This window comes from Sporolactobacillus pectinivorans (assembly GCF_002802965.1).
Lineage (GTDB): Bacteria > Bacillota > Bacilli > Bacillales > Sporolactobacillaceae > Sporolactobacillus > Sporolactobacillus pectinivorans.
In genome coordinates, this window is record NZ_NXGA01000001.1 from 3,175,078 (window position 1) to 3,194,012 (window position 18,935).

Here is an 18,935-nt window from a genome sequence, read left to right on the forward strand (position 1 = left end):
ATTAGTGTCTGCTCATGCACAAAAACTATCCTGTTTATCCATGGAAAACTGAACCGAATTAAGGAAAAATCGAACCGAATCGAGTTAAAAACGAACGGAACGTGTAAAAATTGGCATTTGCATCAGTTAGTCGAGATTTTTTGCTTTTTCACGCTGGAATTCACTTTTTTCACGGTGACGTTGCTCCAGAACGCGCAACACTCGGTCAAATCCGACTTTCTGCTCGCGAAGCATGACCAGCGTATGATAGATCACGTCTGAAACTTCCCATTCCAGCTCGGCAACCGACCGGTTCTTGGCGGCGATAATTACTTCGGAAGTTTCTTCACCAATTTTTTTCAGAATCTTGTCGATACCTTCGTTAAAAAGATAGGTCGTGTAAGTGCCCTCAGGACGTTCTGCTTCACGCTCGGCAATCACATGCTCCAATTCGGCGAGAATGCTGTAACGGTCGCTGCCGCTCAGTACCGCCTCCTGCTTGTCGCCTTCTTCAGTTTTAAAACAGCTGTAGCTCCCGGTGTGACATGCGGGGCCGGCGGGATTTACTTTAACGAGCAGTGTATCCGAATCACAATCCACAGCCCAGTCGATAATTTTCTGTGTGTTTCCGGATGTTTCTCCTTTGTGCCAGAGTTTCTGGCGCGACCGGCTGAAGAACCAAGTTTCCCCAGTCTCCATCGATTTCTGAAACGACTCTTTATTCATATAGGCCATCATTAAAATTTCTTTGCTCTGCGCATCCTGGACAATCGCCGGGACGAGTCCTTTTTCATCAAATTTGATATCTTCTGCTTTCATCGGATCGCCACTCCTTTTTCTTTTAAATACTTTTTAACTTTTGCAACCGAGGTTTCCTTGTAATGAAAAATTGATGCGGCCAGCGCGGCATCTGCTTTTCCCAGGCGAAACGCGTCCAAAAAATCGGAAGCTTTTCCCGCACCGCCGGATGCAATGACCGGAACAGCTACAGCCTCACTGATTTTCCGTGTCAGGTTCAGTTCGAAACCGTTTTGCTCGCCATCCCGGTCCATACTAGTCAAAAGAATTTCGCCTGCACCAAGCGATACAGCTTTCTTTGCCCATTCGACAGCATCAAGATCTGTTTTTTTCTGGCCGCCATGTGTATAGACCCGGTATGTACCTGTCTCTGGATCAAATTTAGCATCAATGGCGCAGACAATGCACTGGCAGCCAAAAAAATCCGCGCCGGCCGAAATCAGTTCAGGATTTGCGACCGCCGAACTATTGAGTGATATTTTGTCCGCCCCCGCACGAAGCAGCGTCTTGATATTTTCCAGTGAGTGGATGCCGCCGCCAACAGTAAAGGGGATGGCAAGTTTGGCAGCTACGGCCTTGACAACCTCAACCATTGTGTTTCTTCCTTCACTTGTTGCCGAAATATCCAGAAACACCAGTTCATCGGCACCCTCCCCGTTATAGTACATCGCAAGTTCTACCGGATCGCCCGCATCGCGCAAATGGATGAATTGTTTACCCTTGACGACACGCCCTTCTTTGACATCAAGACAGGGGATAATTCGTTTTGCCAGCAACTGTCTTCACCGCCCTTACAGCTTCTCTGAGAAGAATCTGCTTCGTATACAGCGCCTTTCCAATAATGGCGCCGCTTATTCCACCGGAAGCATTCCCGGCCATTTTTTCAAGCTCTTTTATTGTTGTGACACCACCGGAAAGGACAACAGGAATACCGATTTCCGCAGCCAGCTTTTCTGCGCCGGCAACATTGGCGCCCTGGAGTGCTCCGTCCCGGGAAATGTCGGTATAAATGAACCGGCATGCACCCGCGCGGATCAGCTCCCGGGCAAGCTCAGTTGCGCTTAGATCAGATACTTCAAGCCAGCCCTTCACAGCGACTTTCCCATTTTTCACGTCCAGACCGATCGTTACTTCATCCGGATACTTGCGGAGTGCTTCCCGGGTAAATTCAGGATCAGCAATCGCCGAACTGCCGAGAACCACTCTCCGGACTCCTCCGTCCAGATAAAATTTCACCGTTTCCAGACTGCGGATGCCCCCGCCGACTTCAACACGGATCGGAACTTCCGATGCAATGTTTCGGATTATTTGCTGATTCACCGGATGTCCCGCCTTGGCACCGTCAAGATCGACGACATGAAGCCATTCGGCTCCCTGATCATAAAAGCTTTGGGCCACACTGACCGGTGAAGCATCATAAACTGTGGACTGTCCGTAATCTCCCTGATAGAGACGCACGCACTTCCCGCCCAGCAGATCAATGGCGGGATAAATCGTAAACATTAGGCATCCCCCCCGCTGTCCGCAATGGATTCCGACCGAGGCACGTTTCTGACAAACCGCAGATAATTATTAAGGAGGGCCTGGCCGAATCCCCCGCTCTTTTCAGGATGAAACTGTGTGCCAAATACAAGGCCGTTTCCCACAACAGCCGGTACCAAACCGTGATAATCCGCACTCGCAATCAAAATGGAGGGACGATCCGTGACCGCGTAATAGGAGTGGACAAAATAAGCGTAATCGGGATTAAGGTTCTGCAAAAGGGGTGAGTCCGGTTTGCTGAAATCAAGCGTATTCCAGCCGATATGCGGTACTTTATAGCTTTCGCCATTTTCTGCAGTGCCACTGAAGCGCACGACACGGCCCGGGAGAAGCGCCAGTCCGCGGGTCAGGCTTCCCTCTTCACTTTCATCAAAAAGCAGCTGCATGCCGAGACAAATACCCATCAATGGTCTCTCCCGGGCATAGCTGCGAAGAAAACCGGTTAGTTTTTTTTCATTCAGCAAAGCCATGGCATCCTTAAAAGCGCCGACCCCGGGAAGGATCAGCCCATCCGCCTCATCCAGCTTTTCAGCATGATCACTGATGAAATAGGATTCTTCAAGCCTGATCAGAGCACGACTGAGACTGTACAGATTGCCCATTCCATAATCAACAATTCCAATCATCCTAATGTTCCTTTCGTTGAAAGGACCCCCTGGATCCTCGGATTTTTAAGGGATGCTGTGTCAAGGGCTCGTCCCAATGCTTTAAAAACCGATTCAATAATGTGGTGCGTGTTCTCTCCGTATCGGACGCTGACATGGAGGTTCATCCGCGCCTCTATAGCAAGTTTATCAAGAAATTCGGCGACCAGCTCCGTATCGAATGCGCCGACTTTCTGTGCCGGCAACGTCCCGTGAAAAACAAACGCCGGCCGGTCGCTGAGATCAACCACCACTTCGGAAAGAGCTTCATCCATCGGCACAATGGCGTAGCCATACCGGTTAATTCCCTTTTTATCGCCCAATGCCTGGTGAATGGCCTGTCCCAAGCAAATAGCGATATCTTCAGTGGTGTGGTGATCGTCCACATCGACATCTCCGCGCGCGTCAACTTCAAGATTGAACAAACCATGTCTGGCAAACAGCGTAAGCATGTGAGTCAGGAACGGCACACCGGTTTTCAATTGTGATGTGCCATCCCCGTCAATCGAAAAATTCAGTTTGATTTGCGTTTCAAATGTATTTCTCTCAACGAATCCTTTTCGATCAGCCATGGATAGGAACCCCTTTCAATCGTTTCTCAACGGCACGGGCATGGCCTTCAAGTCCCTCGTAACGCGCGAAAGCAGAAATTGCGGCCCCGTTCTCCTGGATCGCCTGGTCTGTATAACGGATCAGGCTGGATCTTTTAATAAAACTTTCGACGCCCAGCGGACTTGCATAGCGCGCGGAGCCATTCGTCGGGATAATATGGTTTGGTCCGGCAAAATAATCACCGACCGGTTCAGAACTGTATATGCCGAGAAAAATAGCTCCGGCATGGCGTATGAGCGGCAGAATAGCTTCGGGATCTGCAGCTGCAATCTCGAGATGCTCCGGTGCAATTTTGTTCACGATCTCAGCAGCTTCCTTAAGGTCTTTGACAAGCACAATTTTCCCGACGGTTTCAATCGACGGTCCGGCGATGTCACGGCGCGGCAATGTTGCCAGCTGACGCTCAACTTCCCGGTCAACTTCTTCCGCAAAGGGACGCGACGGGGTAATCAGCACCGGCATGGACATTTTGTCGTGCTCAGCCTGGGACAGCAAATCGGCGGCAATCCATGACGGATGTGCCGAATCATCAGCCAGAACAGCGATTTCGCTTGGTCCGGCCAAGCTGTCAATCGCAACATCGCCGAATACCTGTTTCTTTGCCAGCATGACGTAAATGTTGCCGGGGCCGACAATTTTATCAACCGGGCGGATGGTCTCCGTGCCATAGGCGAGCGCAGCAATGGCCTGAGCACCGCCGGCCTGATAAATTTCAGTGATTCCTATTTCCTGTGCAGCCGCCAGCACGCCATCGGCAATCAAACCGTTTTTCTGTGGCGGTGAGATCAGGACAACGCGTCCGACACCGGCAACAAGTGCCGGGATTGCGCCCATCAGGACTGATGACGGATAGCAGGCCGTTCCCCCTGGGACGTAAACACCCACTGAATCCAGGGGCGTCACTTTCTGGCCGAGCACAACGCCGTTTTCAACCGTTTCAGTCCACGACTCAGGTTTCTGTTTTTCGTGAAATGACCGGATATTTGCCGCTGATTGGCTAATCGCCCGGCGCACTTCTTCGGGGACACGAGCTGCGGCTGCGGCCGCTTCTTTTTCACTGACACGCAGCTCCGCCAGCTCTATACCATCAAATTTTTTAGTGAAGGCCTTGATCGCCTGATCCCCTTCGGCCTTTACTTTTTCTATAATCGCCTTAACTGACTGCTGTACAGCTTCTTTAGCTTCAACTTTTCGCTGCTTCAGGAAAACCAGATTCCCGTTTTCAATCCATTCCAATTTTATTCCCCTCCGTCGCCCGGATCATTTTCTCCACTATTTCATCAATGGCTTTCTTTTTCAGGCGGTAGCTGACCGGATTGACAATCAGTCGCGAACTGATATCCATCAGCCGGTCAAATTCGACCAGCCCGTTTTCTTTCAGTGTCTGGCCGGTCGATACGATGTCAACAATCGCATCTGCAAGCCCGACAATCGGTGCCAGCTCGATTGAGCCGTTCAAAGCAATCAGATCGACCTGCTCGCCCCGTTTCCGGTAATAATCAGAAGCAATATGAGGATACTTTGTTGCGATTTTCATATATGGGTGATTGCTGCGATGATGCGGCAATCCCGCTACCGCCATGTAGCATTTGCTGATACCGAGGTCTACCATTTCATAGACATCGCGCCCGCTTTCGAGCAGCACATCCTCCCCGGCGATTCCGATATCCACGGCGCCATATTCGACATAGGTTGGAACGTCAACCGGTTTTGCCAAAATAAAACGGAAGGGTTCTTCATCCAGATCCAGTATCAGTTTACGTGTCGTCTCAAATGTTTCCGGCAATGCAAAACCCGCGTATCTGAGGAGATGGCAGGCATCCTCGAAAATGCGTCCTTTCGGCATGGCCACCGTAATTACCGATTCGTCCATCCTTCTGTCTCCGTTCTGTCCGTATTTAGAAATTTCCTGATCATATCAAACTGCCCGGCGAAGGCATCCGGATCTTCAATGCCGTCAGCATGCTGAAGAACAACGGCATAGCCTTTCTCCCTTTCCTGATTAGCGAAATGAAGCGCTCTGCCTGCATTTTCACGATCGTAGATGACCGCCTGTTTCCGCGGCTCCGTCTGAAGTTCCGCCTTGTGCATGGCACTCATCAGCCGGTCAAGCCGGATGCCGAATCCGGTCGCCGGGCACGGCCGTTCAAACTGTGCGAGCAAGTCATCATAACGGCCTCCGCTCGCAACAGGAAAACCAAGATCTCCGCCAAATCCCTGAAAAACAAAACCAGTGTAATAGTTCAAATGCGGGACAAGAGTAATGTCCAGATCAATTTTTCCATCCAGATGATCTATTTTCAACAAATCCATAAGTTCCACAATATTTTGATAATAAGAATGGACGGGTATCGCCGATCCGGCAGTCATTGACTGGAGATAGTCCAGCGTCTCATCATTATTAAGTCTCCTGGAATCGATAAATGCATTAAGTTTCCAAACTGCATGATTCGGCAGTCCCAGCGAAGCGACATACTCATGAAAGCGGACGTCATTTTTATTGTAAAGCAAATTTCGAAGCTGTTTGACTGTATTTTTATCTTTCACAATATCATAAAAAAGTGCATTAACAAAGCCCACATGGCCGACTGCCAGCCTTATAGATCCCAACCCGGTTTTTTTCAGCAGAGCAATCATCAGCGAAATTACTTCTACATCCGCATAAGGCGTAGCATCCCCAATCAATTCTGCTCCGGTTTGCTCGAATTCACTTGGATGCCCTCCTCCTTTCTTCTGGCTGCGATACAAAGCCGTTGTGTAAGCGAGCCGGAGGGGCAGCGGGTCCCTTCTAAGGCTTGAAGCCGCAATCCGTGCAATCGGCGTTGTCATATCAGGCCTCAGAACCACGGGATGGCCTTCGACATCCAAAAATTTAAATAGCTGGCTGTCCTCGATCGCCGAAGCGCGTCCGACTGTTTCCGCATACTCCAGTGCCGGCGTCTGCAAAAAATCATAACCCCAGCGCTGCAGCTCCTGCCGGAAAATATTTTCCAGTTTTGCAATCGCTCTTTGTGCCTGAGGAAGCAAATCGCGCAGTCCAAGCGGCTTTTCAAACATATAAGGTTGTGTCATCAGTCGTTCCCCTTCTCCGCAGTTTTCTCTGTCTGTAGCTTTTTATGGCTCCGTGTATCGATTGCTGCACTTTCATATCAAACAAAGATGTTGAATTTCTCAGCTGCTTTACTTCGCTAGTATGATAAAGCATGTATTGTGTATTTTAGTGCAAAATTATACAGAAGTCAATATGATCTGACTGATCTAATATCTATTGCAGAGGATTTTTTTCTGCATAGAGGATGTTCGAAAAATCCATGAAAAAGGCTAGAAGGATCTTCTGCAAAAAACGCGCCCTTTTCGTCCTCTTTTTCGAACAGACTCTATATAAAAAGGGGCGGCTTTGGCCGCCCCTCTTTGAACATATTTTTTTCAATTAGAATGCTTTTCCGCCAAGCTGCTGCTGTGCAGTTGCTACGAGACGTTTCGTAATTTCACCACCGACAGAACCATTGGCACGTGAAGTCGTATCCGGGCCCAGGTGGACACCAAATTCGGAAGCAATTTCAGTCTTCATCTGTTCAAGCGCCTGTTCTGCACCTGGAACAAGAATTTTGTTGCTGTTATTATCAGCCATGTTTCTCACCTCCTTGTGCCATTATCATGTGCAAGCACGATTCGTGACATGCAAAAAAGGAGGTGGTAATTATTTCAACAATGGGCTGTTTATTGAACAACTAAAAGATTTAAGAAAAGCATTATAATAGATCACTGAACACATCTTCACTGTCTTCAGATTTGATCGTCAGTGTTTCGATACCGTTGACCGCTTCTTCAGTCAGGGCATCCACGTCAAAAAAATGTTCAAATCGTTCTGCGTGCAGCCTGTCCGGCCTGGTTCTCGGCGCTTTGGGAAGAAAAATTGTGCAGCAGTCTTCATAAGGCCGTATGGATATCTCATAAGTGTCTATTTTTTGGGCAATCCGTGCGATATCCAGCTTATCCATTGTAATAAGCGGCCTTATAACAGGCAGATCGGTAACCTGGTTAATAGTATTCATGCTCTCCAGTGTCTGGCTGGCTACCTGCCCGAGACTTTCTCCCGTCGCCAATGCGAGGGCACCCGTTTTCTGCGCCTCTTTCTCGGCGATGCGGAACATCAGCCGCCTCATGATTGTGATTCTGTAGTCCTCTGGAACTGCGTCACGGATTGCCAGCTGGGCTTTTGTGAAAGGTACAAGATGCAGTTTGACCGTGCCGCCGAAGGACTGGATTTTTTTTGTCAGATCGATAACTTTCTGCTTTGCGCGGTCACTTGTATATGGCGGACTCTGAAAATGAATGGCTTCAACTGTTGCACCGCGTTTCGCCAGCAGATAGCCCGCCACAGGGCTGTCGATTCCCCCGGAAAGCATCAGCAGAACCTTGCCGCTGGATCCGACAGGGAGTCCCCCAGCCCCTTCATATTCGTGGCCATAAATCCTTGTTTCGTGATACCCCACTTCAACCCGTAATGTAATATCGGGATCATGGACATCGACGGAGATCCCTTCACAATTTTTCAGCACATACGCGCCCAGTTCCTGATTCAGTTCACTTCCGTGAATAGGGAATCGCTTGTCTTTTCTGCGTGCGGCAATTTTGAACGTACGGGCGCCATTTTCGGCTCTCATAATACGAATTGCTCCGCTGCGCATCGCGTCAAGATTGTTTTCCACTTTAATTGCAGACGAAATATTCTGGATGCCAAAAATTTGTTTCAGAACAGCAATGACCTGATCGGCATTTTCACCATTGAGCTGAATCTCAATGTCGTCAAAGTGCCTTTTGATGGCAAGTTGAGGAAAGCGTCTTAATTTTTCCACCACGTCATTTTCGAGCTTCTGAACAAAATTCATTTTGTTTTTTCCTTTAAGAGTAATCTCTCCAAATCGAATAACTAAATAATCGTAAATCACTTATTTCACCTCATGACCATTTTCAACTGCTTCACATTTTCAGCTAGAGAGGAAAGAGAAGCAGCAATTTCTTCATTCGTATTTTCAAATGCTGTACTGATCCGAATTGCCTGTCGTGCCTCTCCTTCAGGGACACCCATCGCTAGCAGCACGCCGCTCGCCCCGGTGTCTTTGGATGAACAGGCCGATTTTGTGGAAACATAGATTTCGTTTTCTTCCAGCGCATGAACCAGCACTTCGGATTTGATTCCCCCGAACGAGACATTCACAATATGAGGTGCAGATCCGGAAAGCGGCGTGTGAATCACCGCATTTTCAATGTTTGAAAGTCCGGCACGCAATTGCTGTTGCAAATCAGATAAATGGCGGATGCCCGCTTCTTCATGCTCGGCAGTCATTCGGAGCGCTCTGACCATACCGCAGATTCCAGGCAGGTTCTCAGTCCCCGAGCGCATAGCATCCTCCTGTCCGCCTCCGGAAAAGAGCGGAGCAAGCACCGTCCCCTGACGGACATAGAGAATTCCGGTGCCTTTCGGGCCATGAAATTTATGGCCGGATATGGTACAAAGATCAATACCGCTGTTGTTTAGCTGCAGTGGCACTTTAGCGAATCCCTGAACATGATCCACGTGAAAAACCGTCGTCGGTTTTGTTTTCAAAAATTCACCGATTTCCTTTACAGGCTGGATCGTACCGACTTCGTTGTTCACGTGCATGATTGAAACAAGGATCGTATCTTTTCGATAAGCTTTCATGAAGTCTTCAACGGAAATTCTGCATTCACGGTCAACTGGAAGATAAGTAACCTCAAAACCCATTTTTTCAAGCTGTCTAAATGCATTCAGGCTTGACGCGTGTTCGACAGCGGTGGTAATCAAGTGACATCCACGGCCGCGATAGGCCAGTGCTGCACCCTTAATTGCCAGATTATTGCCCTCTGTACCACCTGAAGTAAAAACAATCTCTTTTGCATCCACTTTCAGAAGCCGGGCTGCCTGCTCGCGTGACTTCGAAAGCAGTGATTCACTCTTCCCCCCCAATGCATGAATGGAGGACGGATTGGCGAAAAACTGCTCAGAAACGGTCCGATACGTATCCATCGCTTCTGTATAAGGTTTTGTTGTTGCACTGTTATCTAAATAAATCATTGATCGCTGCGACTCCCTTCAGAAAAAGCTGACTTATGCCGTCTTCTTCGGCACTAATCTTCTACGTGCTTAGTCGCATCTTACCACGACCAGTTATGAATGTCGAAAAATCAAGCCTGATGTTCCTGTTCCTGATATAAGTCAATTCTTTTCATAACTTTCGGCTCTTTTCTTTCGACTGCTTTCACGGCTGCCTCTGCAGAAGCCTGGTAATCATAATTTCGAAAAAAGTTTTCAGCAATCTTCAGTTCGCTGTCAATCTGCGGATCGTTGCTTCTATACCGATTTCCGTAACGGATCATTTCTTCGGCAAGGGATGCCGTATCAACAAGTGTCTGGCCCTGTTTGCGGACATCCGCGGTATCGGCTTCTGCATCACTGAGCGCTTTCTGCACCTCAATCATATTCAGAGGTTTTTCATCCAGTTTATCGTTGACAAATTTCAAATGCTCGCCTGCCTGGTCAAGAGCCGCGGCAAAAGCTTGCGGAACGCCCGGAATATTGCTTTGCCTGATCATTCTTCCAGTTTCGAAAAGCGAGTGCCGAAGCTTGCGAATCATTTCTTTTGCCTCGATTTCGTCTTTTCGCAGCGTTTTAATTTTTTTATCAAATTCCGTGGTCAGCGACTCAACATTCTCAATATCCGTCCTGATTCCGTTCAGCTGTTCAAGAGCCGTGCTGAAAGCTTCCGAATGTTTTTTCAGCAGATCATCCGCTTCATAAAAACCCTTTTTCAGCTTATTATAGGTTCTGCTGATTTCGCGCTGTGCATTCAGATCCTGGTCATCAATATGGTAACTCTCCCTGACAGTCTCTGTTGCCTCCGACACAGCTTTGATACGTTCACCGACATTTTCCAGCTTCGATTCAATCTCAGGCGCTACTTCACTGACTTTTTTCCGGCTTAAGACTTCTTTTTCAAGCTGTCCGTACAGCCAGTCCAGTTGATCATGTATACCTTTCAGACCTTCCGACGCCTGGTCCAATTCCAGCCTGCCTACAGCCTCTCCCAGTACATGCAGCTGCTTTTCCGTTTCCTCCAGCTGTTCATCGATCTGAAGATGCTGAAGCGCATAACCCTGTTCCTCCATTTCGATTTTGCCCTGGCGCAGCTCCCTGAGCTGATCCGGGATCGTTTGCCTGATATCCTCGTACAAATCCGGAATCCGATCAATTTCATCCTGCACGGAGCCAATTGCTGTTTTTACATGCAACAGGGCATCTCTTGCTTCGATATAATTCCCGTTTTCAGTTTCGTCACCATATTTTTTATAATGTTCATCAATATCTTTGACGTATCCTTCAAGAAGCGGAAGCGCTTCTCTGAATTGGCTGCGCCTGGTGATCATCAGCTTTTTGACCTGGTGGTAGGATTCCTTGATCGATGTGATATCTTCACGGTTCTTGCTTTCACTATCCACAACAGTATTCAATTCAGCCAGTATTTCATTTATCTTCAATTCAATTTTATCCATTTTGCCGTTCAGGTCTTTGACCAGATGTTCCGCTTTTTTAAATCGATACTTGTCCGTCAGTTCTTCCGCTTCAAAAAGACCCTCCTCGACCGAAGGCAGATCGCCAGTAACAATACTGTCCCAGTCGGCGCGCCACTTCTCAAATTTTTTTTCCGTCTCCCCGGCCATTTTCAGCTGTTTGACTTTTGCCATTTCCTTAACAAAAGGGCGGTTTCCGAGTTCCGTCCTCCGGGTTTCGGCACGATCAATCTCCCCGTACGTTTTCTTTCTCATCCACGTACCATAAGCAATAATAAGAACAATAAGCAAAATAAGGCCGATCACCAAGTAAAGCATACGGAATTTCCCCCATTCTCGTATGAAACACTGAATCCAATTATATTCTATTGTATCAAAAAAACTGTCTGTCAAGGACAAAAAAAGTGATAATCCGTCGATTTTTACACAACTTCTATCCGAAATGAACACCTGAAGTTGTTGGCAGTTCCACAAATACCGGTGTGAATGTTATAATCAGCAGCATGACAGGCTTTGTTCACGAACGGAGATGGCTGAACGGTGACGGATTTACCGACTTATTTATTTCTTCTTGCAGCGGGCTTTTCCTCTGGCTTTATTGATGCGGTGGTCGGCGGTGGAGGGCTGATTTCTACTCCTGCCCTGCTGTCAGTCGGCCTTCCTCCTCAGATCGCGCTCGGTACAAACAAACTGGCCAGCTCCACGGGATCACTGACCAGCACCCTGGCCTTCATTCGGTCGGGAAAAATCAATTTGAAGCTGACTTTAAAATTATTTCCACTGTCATTCATCGGATCAACATTCGGTTTCTCGTCCATTTTCTTTCACCCTCTCTTCTTCGCCCGCTCATTCTCATCTTGCTTTGCGCAGTGACTGTCTATACCCTGACTAGGAAAAAGTGGGGTGCTTCGTCCAATTATATTGGCCTGACAAAAAAAACGGAGCTTTGGTTCCTTCCGCTCGTCTTTTCAATCGGATTTTATGACGGTTTTCTTGGTGCCGGAACGGGCTCTTTCCTTATTTTTTCATTTTTGTTGCTTGGTTTCGACTTTATTGGCGCGGCGGGAAACGCCAAAGTACTGAACTTCGGCAGCAACATTGCGGCATTAATTACTTTCGCCATTCTTGGATACGTCAATTATAGAATTGGTGCTGTGATGGCCTTCGCATTGATTACTGGTTCGTGGTGCGGGGCAAAATTCGCCCTTAAAAAAGGGGCTTCCTATGTAAAAATGCTGTTCGTAATTATTACAATTGCCTTGATCGGGAAAAATATTGTGGATTATTTCATTCACTTGCTTAGCTGATTCCGCGAACCATCAGACTCTTTTTCCACTTGCGTGACTTGTTCCGCCCATTGGCTGATGTAGCGAAGGTAATTGATACGAAAGGAAGGCTCACTTGGGCGGAGAAAAAAAACTTCCCGAAGGAACTGGGGCTGCAGAAAAGGCATGATTACCAAATCCCTGTACTGAAGAACAGTAAATTCAGCAGCTTGAGGATCTGTCGCCGCATCCGGAAGGATCTCTTCAAAAATCTCGATCAACAAATACTTTTCCTTCATCAGATAGCTGGACATCAGTTCCCGGACCAGCTGGTTATCCAGTGTCATTTCCCTATGGCAAAAACGGGAAAGATAAAAATATTTTTGTTGGTACGTGATCAGCCTGTCCGCAATAAACACAAGCCGATCACCCGCTTGTTTGCCGGATACAGCTGCATCCTGTCCCGCATCTTCCAATTCATTCAGATAACCTTCAAAGAAAGATGACATCAGATATTCGAGCAGCCCCTGTTTCCCGCCGAAGTAATACGATACAAGAGCCAGATTAACGCCGGCATCTGCAGCAATCGCCCGCACGGATGTCCCGTCATACCCGGACATATTAAATAGCTTCAGAGCAGAATGAATAACCGCTTCCCTCGACTTTTTCCCGCCGGCCGGATTTGCATGTTCTGACGGCATCTGCACACATCCCTTTCCCGATGAAAATATTATATCCTATAAGAAGGTGTTTAAAAAGTCACCGAATGATGCTGCAAATTTCTTCGTTGGCTTTGTGCTAAAGGCGTGCGCAGAAGTCAGCACATCCTGCGCCAGTTCACGTAGCGCCAATCTACGTTCCGGTCCTCGAAACTTCGCCGCCTCGACCTTCCGACGGTCATGGATGACCTCGTGCAGGCGTTGCAACACGATGCTGCGTTTTTAGCCCGCAACCGTTCTCCTTTGCCACCTTTTTGAACAGACTCTATAATATAAAAATATTCTTTTAAAAGGGCGCTTCCCCTGCAAAAAACTTTCGACAACCCAGCTGAAACTTTCTCCGTGATCTGATAAAATGAGAGTACTTTCGTAGAAAGTTGAGGAAAAAAAGATGAATTCTGTCAATAAAACAAGAATCCAGGTTCTTGAATCGTTAATCAAAGATGAACCGAATCAGATAGCCAATCTTGCAAACAGCGCCGCCTGGCTTAATCAATGCCTTGACCGCATTAATTGGGTCGGATTCTATCTGCTCAAGAAGAATGAACTCGTCCTCGGGCCATTTCAGGGCAAACCCGCATGCGTCCGCATTCAGGTAGGAAAAGGAGTCTGCGGTACCGCAGCAAAAAGAAAAGAGATCGTGCGCGTTGCCGATGTGCATGATTTTCCCGGACATATTGCCTGTGACGAAGACTCGCGTTCGGAAATCGTTGTTCCCCTGATTGTCGGAGATAAGCTGATCGGCGTTCTCGATATTGACAGTCCTGTTACCGACCGATTTTCTGAAGATGACCAGCAGTTTCTTGAAGCTTTTGCAGAAACACTGGCTCTATATCTGTAATCTTCCGGGCCTTGCCGCGGCCTGTCAATGCTTGACAAAGTACTCCGGGAAAAGGTATAATTGCGTTCGTGTAAAATGAGGCAGAACCGGAAAGAATTCGGAGTCCTTTTATTTTGTCCCTCTTATGAGATGAGGTGCACCGTGTAACCTAGGCTGCCTGGGCGAAGATGCAAGATGGCAAAATAGCTTCGGAAAAACTACCGGAGGTGTCATTTTATACCGATCAGAGAATGCTCAGTAGAAAGTTGCTGGACAGCTCTAATAAAATGACAAAGGAGGAGTCATAATTATGGCTCGCTATACCGGTCCAGTATGGAAAAAATCACGCCGTTTGGGCATATCGCTCAGCGGAACAGGAAAAGAACTTGAAAGGCGTCCTTACGCACCAGGTCAACACGGCCCGACCCAGCGTATCAAGCTGTCCGAATACGGTCTTCAGCAGCAGGAAAAGCAGAAACTGCGTTTTATGTACGGTCTGAATGAACGCCAGTTCCGCCGCACATTTGATGATGCGGCTAAATTAAAAGGCGTTCACGGTGCAAACTTCATGATTCTGCTTGAGTCCCGTCTCGACAACCTTGTTTACCGAATGGGTTTTGCACGGACGCGCCGCCAGTCACGCCAGCTTGTCAATCACGGCCATATTACTGTGAACGGCAAACGTGTCGATATTCCTTCATATCGAGTAAAGCCTGGAGAAACAATCGGCGTTCGTGAAAAGTCAAAGAATCTGCTTGTTATTAAAGATGCTCTGGAGACAAATACATTCGTTCCTGAATATCTGTCCTTTGATGAAAAAAACATGGAAGCAACTTTCAGCCGGCTTCCTGAACGTTCAGAGCTACCTGCAGAAATCACGGAAGCAATGATCGTCGAATTCTATTCAAAATAAATTGACTGAACCACTCCCGTCCGCAGAAAGCAGACGGGAGTTTTTTTACCTTGTTTTTCCTTTTCAAGTTTTTTAATTTAAGCTAAGATATAAGAAAATTGGCGTAAAATAATGTAAACGCTTCGTCAGAACCATAATCATTTAGTACAACTAATTTAAGGAGATGTGCCATGCGCCTCCAATTCAAACGTTTTTCCGATCTATTTGACAAATTTGCGGAATATTGGTCTTCAAATTCTAGAATCCAGACCCTGTACATCGCAAAGAATATCGTCTGGCAATCATTTTTAATGACAATTTGCGTCTTGGTTATCTGCTTTTTTTTCGTGGCCGGTACTGCCTCGGGATATTTTGCGAAACTCGTCCGCAATCAGCCTGTACTTAGCTATAAAACGCTTAATCAGGACATTACCAATTACAGCGAGAGCAGTGTCAGTTATTTTGCCGGTAACATCCCGATCGGCAAACTGAACAGCGACTTGGTCCGTACAAATACACAGTTGAATGATGTCTCTCCAAACTTGACTCATGCCGTGATCGCTACCGAAGATGAATTTTTTTATCAGCATCACGGCATAGTTCCCAAGTCGGTTATCCGTGCAGCCATGGAAGAAATTCTACATAAATCACAGATCTCCGGAGGAAGCACAATCACGCAGCAGCTGGTGAAAAATCAAATTTTGACAAATCAGGTTACTGTTGACAGAAAATTCAAAGAAATGTTGCTGGCCATGCGAATTGAAAAATTTTTCAGCAAAGATCAGATTCTCGAAGCTTATCTTAACATGGCTCCTTTCGGCCGGAATTCAACAGGCAAAAACATTGCAGGCGCAGAAGCCGCGGCAGAGGGCATCTTCAATGTCAGTGCGGACAAACTGAATATTCCTCAGGCCGCTTTTCTGGCTGGGCTGCCGAAAAATCCGTTTACCTACTCGCCCTTCCAGAGTCAGGGCGAAGTAAAAAAAGATATATCGGCAGGAGTTAACCGTGCACACACCGTGCTGAGAAGAATGTATGAGACCGGATATATTAATAAAAGGCAGCTGGATTCGGCACTGAAATATGACTACCGCAAGCACTTTTCGAAACCGGGAAAATTAATGAACAACGATTATCCCTACTTGTCACAGGAAGTTGAAAAACGATCGACAATCATTCTTGCCGAGAAGCTGGCCGGGCAGGAAGGATATAACGGCAGCAGTTTTTACAATGATTACCTGAATTACGGGAACATGCTCTATGAGCAGAGCAATCATGTTTATGGAAACAGATCCCTGGCGCAGATTGCGAAAATACACGGATATAATTTCAGTGCCGTTAAGAATCATTATCAGCTCTTTTCCAGCCTGATGAACACCGCATTAAAAGATCTGCAGTATGGTGGATATAAGATTTATACAACGATCAACAAACCAATTTATGACGACATGCAGCGCTTTGCACAAAATTATACCGGTTACAGTCCGGATCGAACGATTACTGTACAGAATGGTAACGGAAAGACTAAAAAAATGACAGATTCGATGCAGGTAGGCTCCATACTGATTGATAACAGGACTGGGAAGATCATTAGTTTTGTCGGCGGGCGCGGTTTTCAAAAATCGCAATATGATTATGCTACTGAAGTCACAAGACAAAACGGGTCGACGATGAAACCTTTGCTTGTATATGCTCCTGCGATGGAAATGGGCCTGATTCAGCCCGGCTCAATTGTCGCCGATCTGCCCTACCAGCGCACGGTGAACGGCCAAGTTTATGCACCGACCGACTATGGTTCAACTGCCACCACAAAAATCTTCCATGGCTTTGAAACAGTCAGATCCGCTTTGGCTGCCTCACATAATGTTCCCGCTGTCGACACGTTTACAAGATTAAGCCTGGCAACTAATAAAGCACCCGATTACCTAAAAAAAATGGGCATCACGTCTCTAGTCGGTACGGACGGATACAATGTCTCAGCGGCTCTTGGCGGAATCACCCGGGGGGTTACTGTTGAAGAAAATACAAATGCCTACACCACTTTTGCCAATAACGGCGAATTCATTGATGCCTATATGATCGCAAAAATTGTAGATAGAAAAGGGAACATTGTTTATCAGCACCAATCAAATCCGGTTCGTGTTTTTTCACCGCAGACCAATTATCTGATGCTCGACATGATGCGTGATGTTTTTAAAACCGGAACCGGACGGGGCCTTCCAGGTATGCTTAATTTTTCTGCCGATTGGGCTGGTAAAACAGGAACATCGCAGAATTGGCGCGATTCCTGGCTTGTCGCCTCCAATCCGAATATTACCATGGGTGTCTGGAATGGCTATGCGCATAATGATCAGCTGAACAGATACACCTATTCAACACAGACACGCCAGTTATGGGCCGGTTTTGCCAACAGCGCTTACCACGATGATCCGCAGCTGATGGCACCGAAAGAACAGTTTAATCAACCCGCGGGTATTTCTAAGGTAACAATGTGCGGCCTGACCGATCAAAAACCAACTCAAATGTGCCAGTCCGCAGGCTTTGTCACGACAGATCTTGTCAACAATAAATACCTGCCCACGCAAACTGTTGAGGCGCTGGAACCTGCAAATGCTCCTGCCGGCACCGGAAATAAGAACAGTAAGGATTCAAATCAGCTGGGGACGAGTAATGGAGCCGTTCTCGGGGGATTCAGAATCAAGCCGGAAATCATGAGTTCACGTTTCCCAAATATCGATCTGAAATCGGCAAACCCGACTCTTTTGGGAAGGATTAGGCCATAACTCGCCTTTTTTAGTGATATTCCCCCGTTTTAAAAAAAAGGGATGTCCTAATGGGACAGCCCTTTAAATCATTTTGCAAAAACAGCAAACTCCTCGGTTTGCTATTAATGCACTTCGTTATTTTGTAGACTGGCGGTAATCAATCCGATGGGGAAGAACGATTTTCGCGTTAGTCACTTTTTCATTATTCATTAGCTTTGTGAGCAGACGCATGGCTACGGCACCAATATCATATGTAGGTTCAGCGATACTGGACAGGGTCGGACGCACCATCTGAACCAGACGTGTATTCTCACTGCTGATCACTTCAATATCATCGGGAACTTTAAGACCTTCATCTTGGATTTCATGAACCGCTCCGATCGCCATTTCATCTGAATCAACAAAAATGGCTGTCGGCTTGTTTTCCTGTGCCAGAAATTGTGCCGTGGCTTCTTTCCCGGATTCATAAGTATAATCTCCAATGGAGAACAGCGTTTCATCAAATGATATATCCGCAGCGGAAAGGGCCCGCTTGTACCCGTTCAGCTTGTATTTTCCGCTGATCGGTGCTTCCAGAGGGCCGTCAATAAATCCTATTTTGCGATGTCCTGTTTCGACAAAGTGTGAAACAACCTCGAAAACGGCCTGTTCATAGTCAATGTTAACAGAAGGGATTTTATCATTTTCATCCACAGTAGCCGCCAATACAACCGGAACTGAAGATTGTTTAAATTCTTCGATATGTTCTTCTGCAACTTTCCCGCCCATGAAAACGATGCCGTCAACCTGTTTGCCCAGCAGCGTCTGGATCAGGCGGATTTCTTTGTCTTTGTTCTGATCGGAGTTGCATAAAATAATATTGTACTTGTACATTGTAGCGATGTCTTCGATGCCACGCGCTAATTCTGAGAAAAACACACTTGAAATATCGGGAATAATGACGCCGACGGTCGTTGTCTTCTTGCTTGCCAACCCTCTTGCAACCGCATTGGGACGGTATCCCAGCCTTTTAATGGCCTCCGAAACTTTTTTTCTGGTCGTCGGTTTAACATTCGGGTTCCCGTTGACCACCCGGGAAACGGTCGCCATAGAAACGCCAGCTTCACGGGCAACATCATAAATCGTAGCACTCAATTGTCCATTCCTCCTCTTCTATTATCGATCCGGTGTGGGTTGGCCACAGCTGTAACGTTTTCATTTTTCCGCACTACAAAAGTACATCAAAATAAAATTGATGCCATACCTATTCATTTATGTCCATCATAACAAACCATTAAGCATTAAGCCATCTAAATGATGCTAAAAA

17 protein-coding genes and 1 pseudogene are annotated in these 18,935 nt (G+C 47.0%); 4 read left to right on the top strand and 14 right to left on the bottom strand.

Features of this window, described 5'->3' with window-relative positions; all coding sequences use genetic code 11:
• Positions 1 to 126: 126 nt before the first annotated feature.
• The 12 genes from hisIE to ezrA all read right to left on the bottom strand — a co-directional run bounded on the left by hisIE (position 127) and on the right by ezrA (position 11,486).
• Positions 127 to 798, bottom strand: a complete 672-nt coding sequence (gene hisIE / locus COP04_RS15575; RefSeq protein WP_100488862.1) for a bifunctional phosphoribosyl-AMP cyclohydrolase/phosphoribosyl-ATP diphosphatase HisIE — start codon at positions 796 to 798, stop codon at positions 127 to 129.
• Positions 795 to 1,553 carry an imidazole glycerol phosphate synthase subunit HisF gene (gene hisF, locus COP04_RS15580; protein ID WP_100488863.1) on the bottom strand — a complete coding sequence of 253 codons (759 nt, stop codon included), beginning with the start codon at positions 1,551 to 1,553 and terminating at the stop codon, positions 795 to 797. Before hisF ends, hisIE begins: the two co-directional genes overlap by 4 nt.
• Positions 1,522 to 2,280 (bottom strand): 1-(5-phosphoribosyl)-5-[(5-phosphoribosylamino)methylideneamino]imidazole-4-carboxamide isomerase, encoded by a 759-nt coding sequence (gene hisA, locus COP04_RS15585; RefSeq protein WP_100488864.1) that lies wholly within the window; start codon positions 2,278 to 2,280, stop codon positions 1,522 to 1,524. The genes hisF and hisA overlap by 32 nt, the downstream gene beginning before the upstream one ends.
• The gene (gene hisH / locus COP04_RS15590; protein WP_100488865.1) at positions 2,280 to 2,945 is read right to left on the bottom strand and encodes an imidazole glycerol phosphate synthase subunit HisH; all 666 of its coding nucleotides are present in this window, start codon (positions 2,943 to 2,945) and stop codon (positions 2,280 to 2,282) included. Before hisH ends, hisA begins: the two co-directional genes overlap by 1 nt.
• Positions 2,942 to 3,535: an imidazoleglycerol-phosphate dehydratase HisB gene (gene hisB, locus COP04_RS15595; RefSeq protein ID WP_100488866.1), complete on the bottom strand. Its 594-nt coding sequence runs from the start codon at positions 3,533 to 3,535 to the stop codon at positions 2,942 to 2,944. The genes hisH and hisB overlap by 4 nt, the downstream gene beginning before the upstream one ends.
• Complete coding sequence (gene hisD, locus COP04_RS15600) at positions 3,528 to 4,817, bottom strand: histidinol dehydrogenase (protein WP_193437482.1); 1,290 nt, start codon at positions 4,815 to 4,817, stop codon at positions 3,528 to 3,530. Before hisD ends, hisB begins: the two co-directional genes overlap by 8 nt.
• Entirely contained in the window at positions 4,798 to 5,448 is a 651-nt protein-coding gene (hisG, locus tag COP04_RS15605; RefSeq protein WP_100488868.1) for an ATP phosphoribosyltransferase, read from the bottom strand. The genes hisD and hisG overlap by 20 nt, the downstream gene beginning before the upstream one ends.
• Positions 5,433 to 6,647 (bottom strand): ATP phosphoribosyltransferase regulatory subunit, encoded by a 1,215-nt coding sequence (locus tag COP04_RS15610; protein ID WP_100488869.1) that lies wholly within the window; start codon positions 6,645 to 6,647, stop codon positions 5,433 to 5,435. Before COP04_RS15610 ends, hisG begins: the two co-directional genes overlap by 16 nt.
• A gap of 358 nt (positions 6,648 to 7,005) precedes the next feature.
• Positions 7,006 to 7,206: an alpha/beta-type small acid-soluble spore protein gene (locus COP04_RS15615; RefSeq protein WP_100488870.1), complete on the bottom strand. Its 201-nt coding sequence runs from the start codon at positions 7,204 to 7,206 to the stop codon at positions 7,006 to 7,008.
• 121 nt (positions 7,207 to 7,327) lie between these two features.
• Complete coding sequence (gene thiI / locus COP04_RS15620; protein WP_100488871.1) at positions 7,328 to 8,527, bottom strand: tRNA uracil 4-sulfurtransferase ThiI; 1,200 nt, start codon at positions 8,525 to 8,527, stop codon at positions 7,328 to 7,330.
• A gap of 5 nt (positions 8,528 to 8,532) precedes the next feature.
• Positions 8,533 to 9,675 carry a cysteine desulfurase family protein gene (locus COP04_RS15625; RefSeq protein WP_100488872.1) on the bottom strand — a complete coding sequence of 381 codons (1,143 nt, stop codon included), beginning with the start codon at positions 9,673 to 9,675 and terminating at the stop codon, positions 8,533 to 8,535.
• 110 nt (positions 9,676 to 9,785) lie between these two features.
• A complete protein-coding gene (ezrA, locus tag COP04_RS15630) occupies positions 9,786 to 11,486 on the bottom strand; it encodes a septation ring formation regulator EzrA (protein WP_100488873.1) in 1,701 nt (566 codons plus the stop codon).
• A 222-nt stretch (positions 11,487 to 11,708) separates the two neighbouring features.
• Here ezrA and COP04_RS15635 point away from each other — a divergent pair.
• A pseudogene (locus COP04_RS15635) lies at positions 11,709 to 12,475 on the top strand (sulfite exporter TauE/SafE family protein).
• Here the strand turns inward: COP04_RS15635 and refZ are convergent.
• On the bottom strand, positions 12,460 to 13,134 hold the full coding sequence (gene refZ / locus COP04_RS15640; RefSeq protein ID WP_100488874.1) for a forespore capture DNA-binding protein RefZ: 675 nt from the start codon (positions 13,132 to 13,134) through the stop codon (positions 12,460 to 12,462). The pseudogene COP04_RS15635 and the gene refZ sit on opposite strands and share 16 nt — an antisense overlap.
• A 409-nt stretch (positions 13,135 to 13,543) precedes the next feature.
• Here refZ and COP04_RS15650 point away from each other — a divergent pair, with 409 nt between their 5' ends.
• The 3 genes from COP04_RS15650 (at position 13,544) to COP04_RS15660 (ending at position 17,647) form a co-directional block, all read left to right on the top strand.
• Entirely contained in the window at positions 13,544 to 13,993 is a 450-nt protein-coding gene (locus COP04_RS15650) for a GAF domain-containing protein (RefSeq protein WP_100488876.1), read from the top strand.
• A gap of 289 nt (positions 13,994 to 14,282) precedes the next feature.
• Positions 14,283 to 14,885 (top strand): 30S ribosomal protein S4, encoded by a 603-nt coding sequence (gene rpsD / locus COP04_RS15655; RefSeq protein ID WP_100488877.1) that lies wholly within the window; start codon positions 14,283 to 14,285, stop codon positions 14,883 to 14,885.
• Between the two features lie 170 nt (positions 14,886 to 15,055).
• On the top strand, positions 15,056 to 17,647 hold the full coding sequence (locus COP04_RS15660; protein WP_100488878.1) for a transglycosylase domain-containing protein: 2,592 nt from the start codon (positions 15,056 to 15,058) through the stop codon (positions 17,645 to 17,647).
• Between the two features lie 117 nt (positions 17,648 to 17,764).
• Here the strand turns inward: COP04_RS15660 and ccpA are convergent, their stop codons facing one another.
• The gene (gene ccpA, locus COP04_RS15665) at positions 17,765 to 18,763 is read right to left on the bottom strand and encodes a catabolite control protein A (RefSeq protein WP_100488879.1); all 999 of its coding nucleotides are present in this window, start codon (positions 18,761 to 18,763) and stop codon (positions 17,765 to 17,767) included.
• Positions 18,764 to 18,935 lie beyond the last annotated feature (172 nt).

Coding starts and splice junctions, on each gene's coding strand:
- hisIE (WP_100488862.1), bottom strand. CDS start 798: ATGAAAGCAGAAGATATCAAATTTGATGAAAAAGGACTCGTCCCGGCG.
- hisA (WP_100488864.1), bottom strand. CDS start 2,280: ATGTTTACGATTTATCCCGCCATTGATCTGCTGGGCGGGAAGTGCGTG.
- hisH (WP_100488865.1), bottom strand. CDS start 2,945: ATGATTGGAATTGTTGATTATGGAATGGGCAATCTGTACAGTCTCAGT.
- hisB (WP_100488866.1), bottom strand. CDS start 3,535: ATGGCTGATCGAAAAGGATTCGTTGAGAGAAATACATTTGAAACGCAA.
- hisG (WP_100488868.1), bottom strand. CDS start 5,448: ATGGACGAATCGGTAATTACGGTGGCCATGCCGAAAGGACGCATTTTC.
- COP04_RS15610 (WP_100488869.1), bottom strand. CDS start 6,647: ATGACACAACCTTATATGTTTGAAAAGCCGCTTGGACTGCGCGATTTG.
- COP04_RS15615 (WP_100488870.1), bottom strand. CDS start 7,206: ATGGCTGATAATAACAGCAACAAAATTCTTGTTCCAGGTGCAGAACAG.
- COP04_RS15625 (WP_100488872.1), bottom strand. CDS start 9,675: ATGATTTATTTAGATAACAGTGCAACAACAAAACCTTATACAGAAGCG.
- ezrA (WP_100488873.1), bottom strand. CDS start 11,486: ATGCTTTACTTGGTGATCGGCCTTATTTTGCTTATTGTTCTTATTATT.
- refZ (WP_100488874.1), bottom strand. CDS start 13,134: ATGCCGTCAGAACATGCAAATCCGGCCGGCGGGAAAAAGTCGAGGGAA.
- COP04_RS15650 (WP_100488876.1), top strand. CDS start 13,544: ATGAATTCTGTCAATAAAACAAGAATCCAGGTTCTTGAATCGTTAATC.
- rpsD (WP_100488877.1), top strand. CDS start 14,283: ATGGCTCGCTATACCGGTCCAGTATGGAAAAAATCACGCCGTTTGGGC.
- COP04_RS15660 (WP_100488878.1), top strand. CDS start 15,056: ATGCGCCTCCAATTCAAACGTTTTTCCGATCTATTTGACAAATTTGCG.